Source organism: Nitrobacter sp. 62-13, from assembly GCF_001896955.1.
GTDB lineage: Bacteria > Pseudomonadota > Alphaproteobacteria > Rhizobiales > Xanthobacteraceae > Nitrobacter.
The window spans coordinates 1-5,548 of the sequence record NZ_MKRN01000185.1; the positions used below are offsets into that span (position 1 = coordinate 1).

6 protein-coding genes are annotated in these 5,548 nt (G+C 66.1%); all 6 read right to left on the reverse strand.

Annotation, left to right across the window (positions count from 1 at the left end; all coding sequences use genetic code 11):
- Nucleotides 1–450, reverse strand: a 450-nt coding sequence (locus BGN91_RS13860) for an inositol monophosphatase family protein (protein WP_292614060.1), incomplete at its 3' end; no start/stop codon positions are given.
- A gap of 62 nt (nt 451–512) precedes the next feature.
- On the reverse strand, nt 513–1,592 hold the full coding sequence (locus tag BGN91_RS13865; protein WP_292614062.1) for a tetratricopeptide repeat protein: 1,080 nt from the start codon (nt 1,590–1,592) through the stop codon (nt 513–515).
- A complete protein-coding gene (locus BGN91_RS13870) occupies nt 1,589–2,290 on the reverse strand; it encodes a thiamine phosphate synthase (RefSeq protein WP_292614064.1) in 702 nt (233 codons plus the stop codon). The genes BGN91_RS13865 and BGN91_RS13870 overlap by 4 nt, the downstream gene beginning before the upstream one ends.
- A gap of 176 nt (nt 2,291–2,466) precedes the next feature.
- Nucleotides 2,467–3,495 (reverse strand): class I fructose-bisphosphate aldolase, encoded by a 1,029-nt coding sequence (locus BGN91_RS13875; protein ID WP_292614066.1) that lies wholly within the window; start codon nt 3,493–3,495, stop codon nt 2,467–2,469.
- Nucleotides 3,496–3,605: 110 nt separating this feature from the next.
- Nucleotides 3,606–4,802 carry a phosphoglycerate kinase gene (locus tag BGN91_RS13880; RefSeq protein ID WP_292614069.1) on the reverse strand — a complete coding sequence of 399 codons (1,197 nt, stop codon included), beginning with the start codon at nt 4,800–4,802 and terminating at the stop codon, nt 3,606–3,608.
- Between the two features lie 129 nt (nt 4,803–4,931).
- Nucleotides 4,932–5,548 (reverse strand): type I glyceraldehyde-3-phosphate dehydrogenase (locus BGN91_RS13885; protein ID WP_292614071.1); only part of this gene is annotated, 617 nt, incomplete at its 5' end.

Consider the following 5,548-nt stretch of genomic DNA (forward strand, 5'->3'; position numbering starts at 1 on the left):
CATCTGGCGCCGCCCGGCCACGCGCAGCCGCTGGTCGTTGAGAAATGCGCCCTTGCCACGCTCGGCGGTGTAGAGTTCGTCGGTCGCCGGATTGTAGACCAGCCCCGCGATCAGCACGCCGTCGCGCTGCAGGCCGATCGAGATGCCGAAATGCGGAATGCCGTGCAGGAAATTGGTGGTGCCGTCGAGCGGATCGACGATCCAGGTGTGGCTCTTGTCCGTGCCCTCGCGGTTGCCGCCTTCCTCGCCGAAAAAGCCATAGCCGGGACGCGCCTTGCTGAGATCCTCATAAATGATTTCCTCCGCGCGCTTGTCGGCGAGGCTGACGAAATTCGCCGGTCCCTTCAGCGACACCTGGAGATTTTCGATCTCGCCGAGATCGCGTTTCAGGCTGCGGCCTGCGCGGCGCGCGGCCTTGACCATGACGTTCATGAGGGCGGATTGCAGCATGATTTTCGGCTCGGATGAAGGGTGCGGACTGGGTGCCCTGCGCAAGCCGCTCCGTCAAGGCGTCATTTGACTCCGAGCCATTTGCGGGCGGCGTCCTCGGCCTTGGCCCGTTCTTCCGGCGTTGCCTGCGCCATCGCCTCGTCAAGCATCAGATCGCCCTTGCCGGCGGTTTTCGCAACGATATGCCATTTAAAGCCTTCGACCTTGTCCATCGGCGCTCCCATGCCGGTGACGAGGACGTGGGCGAGGCGATTCTGCGCGATTGCGCTGTTCTGCCTGGCGGCCTTGCGCAGCAGCGACACCGCGGCCGCCTCGTTCTTCTCGGTGCCTGTGCCGTTGAACAGCGCGATGGCGTATTCGACTTCTGCATCGACGTTGCCGGCGAGCGAGGCCGCCTGCAGCAGCCGCACCGATGTGAACAGATTCTTTTCGACGCCGGTGCCCTCCTTGTAGAAGGTCGCCAGCGCGTATTGCGCCTCCGGGCTGCCGGCATCGGCGGCGAACCGCAGCAATTCGGCGGCGCGTTTGAAGTCCTGCGGCAGCGTCTGCCCGTCCATGTAGAGCAGCGCGAGGTTATAGGCCGCCTTGGGCTCGCCGAGCTTGGCCGAGGAGGCCAGCAGTTTCACGGCGCCAGCCCGGTCCGGCGCTCCGCCGTGCCCGCTGATTTGCAGCATGGCGAGCGCGAACATCGCTTCGCGGTCGCCGAGATCGGCTGCGCGCCGGTACCACTCGATCGCCTTGCCGTAATCGCGCTTGATGCCCAGCGAGTTGGCGTAAAGCTCGCCGAGCATGGTCATGGCGGCGGGGTCCTTGTTGTCCTGCGCCCGCTTCATCGCGAGGTCGAACGCGGTCTTGTACAGGCCGCGCTGATAGGCGCCATAGACCAGATCGGCGTTCGGATTGTCGGGAGCTTGCGGCTCGTGTTTTTTTTCCGCTGTGGCGGACGGTTTCGCGGGCGTCGCGGCTTCCTTCGGCGGCGCTGGAGGCTTGACGGGTTTGGTCCTGACGCTCTTGCTCGGCCGGGACGTCGCGTCGGTTGCCTGTGGCGTCAGCTGGAGCTGCGCCAGCGCGCTTCCCCCGAGCATGAGAACGCTCGCGACAATGGCAAGAGGACGGGCAACGGGATGCAGCAGGACGGTCATCCGGCCGCGCCCCCCTCCGCCTCCGTTGCGGGTACCGTCTGGCCGTCTTGCGATCCGCGACCCTGCGTGATCGCCTCGGCGACCCCCGCCAGCGCCGTCTCCGCGCCGCGCGGATCGTTCCAGACGAAGTCGCCGGCAAGGATGAAATCCGCGCCGGATGCGGCGAAGATGCGCGCCTCCTCACAGCTCGCGGCATAGCCGACGCAAGGAGGTTCGAACAGTTCGGCCCACCATTTGAGCCGCTCCGCGATCGCGTCGGCGGACGGCCGTTCGCCGGTCTGGTCGGGCTCGCCGAACAACACGTAGTCCGCGCCGGCCTCGCCCGCGATCATGGAGTCGTGGCGCGTCGACAGCCCGCCGGCCCCGGCGATGCGATCGGGTTTCAGCGCCGGTAGCGCCTCCTGCAACGCATCGATGCCGGCGAGATGCGCGCCGTCGGCGCCCGAGCGCGCCACCAGATCGGCGTGGCCGTCGAGCAGCAGCGCCGCGCCGCCGGCCTGGATCGCCGGGGCCAACGCCTTGATGCGCGAAATCAACGTGCGCGGATCGGCAGCCGAAAGCCGCACCAGGACGGCTGCGACATCGAAGCCCGCGACCAGCGCGGCAAGCCGCGCCGTCAGTTGCGACGGATCGTCGATGACGGGCGTCGCGAGGTAAAGCCTCGGGACGGGACGCGGTGGAGCGGCCTTTGGCGACATCTAGAGCCTGAACGTCTCGAGCGTCCCGCGTGGCAGGCGGAACGCATCATTATCCGACATTTGCGAACTCCTGCTCCCGCTGGCGGAAGAGGTGAAAAGTCGCTCGTCATGCATGCGACCGCCGCGCGTTCCGCTTCGCTCGCAATGACGGCAAAATCAGGTCCGTGCGGAAAGCCTCACGCGGCCTTCTTTTCCAGATCGGCTTGCCACTCGCCCCTGCTGGCAAGCGAATTCATCCGGGCACGATGATTGAGGGCGCGTTGTCCGGCGGCGACGTTCTCGGCCTTGCCGGCCCACGCCTTCTGCGGCGCGGCCTGCAGCGCGCGGCCATAGGAGAAGGTGAGCTTCCACGGCAGGTTGCCGATCCGGTTCATCGCGTCGAGATGGGCGGTGGCTTCCTCGTCCGACTGTCCGCCGGACAGGAAGGCGATGCCCGGGACGGCGGCCGGCACGCAGGCCTTCAGCATGCGCACGGTCTTGTCCGCGACTTCCTGCACCGACGCCTGCTTCGCGCATTTCTTGCCTGAGATCGCCATGTTCGGCTTCAGGATCATGCCTTCCAGCGCGACGCGCTGCTTGCGCAGTTCCTGGAACGTCACGTTGAGCACCCGCGTCGTGACCTCAAGGCAGCGGTCGATGTCGTGATCGCCGTCCATCAGCACTTCCGGCTCGACGATCGGCACGATCTGGGCGGCCTGGCACAGCGCGGCATAGCGTCCCAGCGCATGGGCGTTGACGCCCACGGCCGTCATGCTCGGAATGCCGCCCGCGTTGATGTCGATCACCGCGCGCCACTTCGCAAAGCGTGCGCCCCGCTCGTAATATTTCTTCAATCGCTCGGCGAGCCGGTCCAGTCCGACGGTCACGAGTTCGCCGGGGCATGCGGGCAGGGGCTGCGTGCCTTCGTCGACCTTGATGCCGGGAATGGCGCCTGCCTGCTCGATCAGCTTGATGAGCGGCGTGCCGTCCTTGGCGTTCTGCCAGATGGTTTCGTCATAGAGAATGACGCCGGAGATGTAATGCGTCATGGCGTCGGTTGAGCGGAACAGCATTTCGCGGTAGTCGCGACGGCTGTCCTCGGTGGACGTCACGCCGATCGCGTCGAACCGTTTGGTGATGGTGCCGGATGATTCGTCGGCGGCGAGAATGCCCTTGCCGGGCACGACCATGGCTTGGGCAACCTTGTTGAGGTCGGCGAGATTCATGGGCGTCTCCTCCTGCGTGTTCGAAACCGGGATGTCGGTTCCGAGACCCATACAGGCATGAGAATTGCGGCCTTCTGACGCTGCAACTCATTTTGCCGCGAGAAGGAGCGTCATTTTGCCCGCAGCACCTCCACGCCGGGCAGCGGCTTGCCTTCCATCCACTCCAGGAAGGCGCCCCCGGCGGTCGAGACATAGGTGAAGTCGCCGGCTACCCCGGCCTGGTTCAGCGCCGCGACCGTATCGCCGCCGCCTGCGACGGATACCAGTTTTCCGGCCTTGGTGCGGGCGGCCGCGTGGCGCGCGGCGACCACGGTGCCGCGATCGAACGGCGTCAGTTCGAACGCGCCCAGCGGGCCGTTCCAGACCAGCGTCGCGGCGTCGTCGATGGCGGAATGAACGCGTTCCACCGACTGCGGGCCGACGTCGAGGATCATGCCGTCGGCCGGGATCGCGTCCAGCCCGTAGGCGTGGGAGGGCGCATTGGCGGCGAAATGGAACGCCACCGTGGCGTCGACCGGCAGGATGATGGCGCAGTTGGCGGCCTGGGCCTTGTCGAGGATGCGCAGCGCGGTCGCGGCGAGATCCTTTTCCGCCAGCGACTTGCCGACGTTGACGCCCTGCGCGTGCAGGAAGGTGTTGGCCATGCCGCCGCCGATCACCAGCGCATCGACCTTGCTGACGAGGTTTTCCAGAAGGTCGATCTTGGTCGAGACCTTCGCGCCGCCGATGATGGCGATGACGGGTTTCGTCGGCGCCTCGAGCGCCTTGTTCAGCGCCTCGAGTTCGGCCTGCATGGTGCGTCCCGCATAGGCCGGAAGCTTGTGGCCGAGGCCCTCGGTCGAGGCGTGGGCGCGATGCGCGGCGGAGAAGGCGTCGTTGATCCAGATGTCGCCGAGCTTGGCCAGTTCGGCGACGAAGGCCGGATCGTTCTTCTCCTCCTCCTTGTGGAATCGGGTATTTTCCAGGCAAAGAATGTCGCCGTTCTTCATCGCGGCGACGGCCTTCTGCGCGACGTCGCCGATGCAATCGTCGGCGAATGCCACCGGCTTGCCCAGCACTTTCGAAAGTTCGGCCGCCACCGGTTTCAGCGAATCCTTGGCGTCGGGACCCTTGGGCCGGCCGAAATGCGCCAGCAGGATCGCTTTGCCGGCCTTGTCCGCGATTTCCGCGATCGTCGGCGCCACGCGCTCCAGCCGCGTGGTGTCGGTGACGCGCCCCTGCTCCATGGGAACGTTGAGGTCGACGCGCAGCAGCACGCGCTTTCCGCTTACGTCAACGTCGTCAAGGGTGCGGAAGGGTTTTGTCATGGCTGGGTATCCCGGACGCGGTGCGTGAACGGTGCGCCGCAGAGCCGGGACCGCTACGCAGGAAAAAAATGCGGGTTGAACGATTCCGGACGCATCGCGGCGCTTGGGCGATGCGTCCGGGACCTTGTCTCAGATCAGCTTGGCCATCGCGACCGCGGTGTCGGTCATGCGGTTGGAGAAGCCCCATTCGTTGTCGTACCACGACAGCACGCGCACCAGCGTGCCGTTCTGCACCTTGGTCTGGTCGATGTGGAAGGTCGAGGAATGCGGATCGTGGTTGAAGTCGCTGGAGACGTTGGGCTGGTCGGTGGTGCCGAGAATGCCCTTCAGCTCCTGCGAAGCGGCGCGCTTCATCGCCTCGTTGATCTCCTGCGCGGTGGTCGCCTTCTTGGCGATCACCTTGAGATCGACCACCGAGACGTTCGGCGTCGGCACGCGGATGGCGACGCCGTCGAGCTTGCCCTTCAGTTCCGGCAGCACCAGGCCGATCGCGCGAGCGGCGCCGGTCGAGGTCGGGACCATCGAAAGCGCCGCGGCGCGGCCGCGGTAGAGGTCCTTGTGCATGGTGTCGAGCGACGGCTGGTCGCCGGTATAGGCATGGATCGTGGTCATGAAGCCGGTCTCGATGCCGACCAGGTCGTTGATGACCTTGGCGACCGGCGCGAGGCAATTGGTGGTGCAGGAGCCGTTCGAGACCACCAGATGGTCCTTGGTCAGCTTGTCGTGGTTGACGCCGTAGACCACGG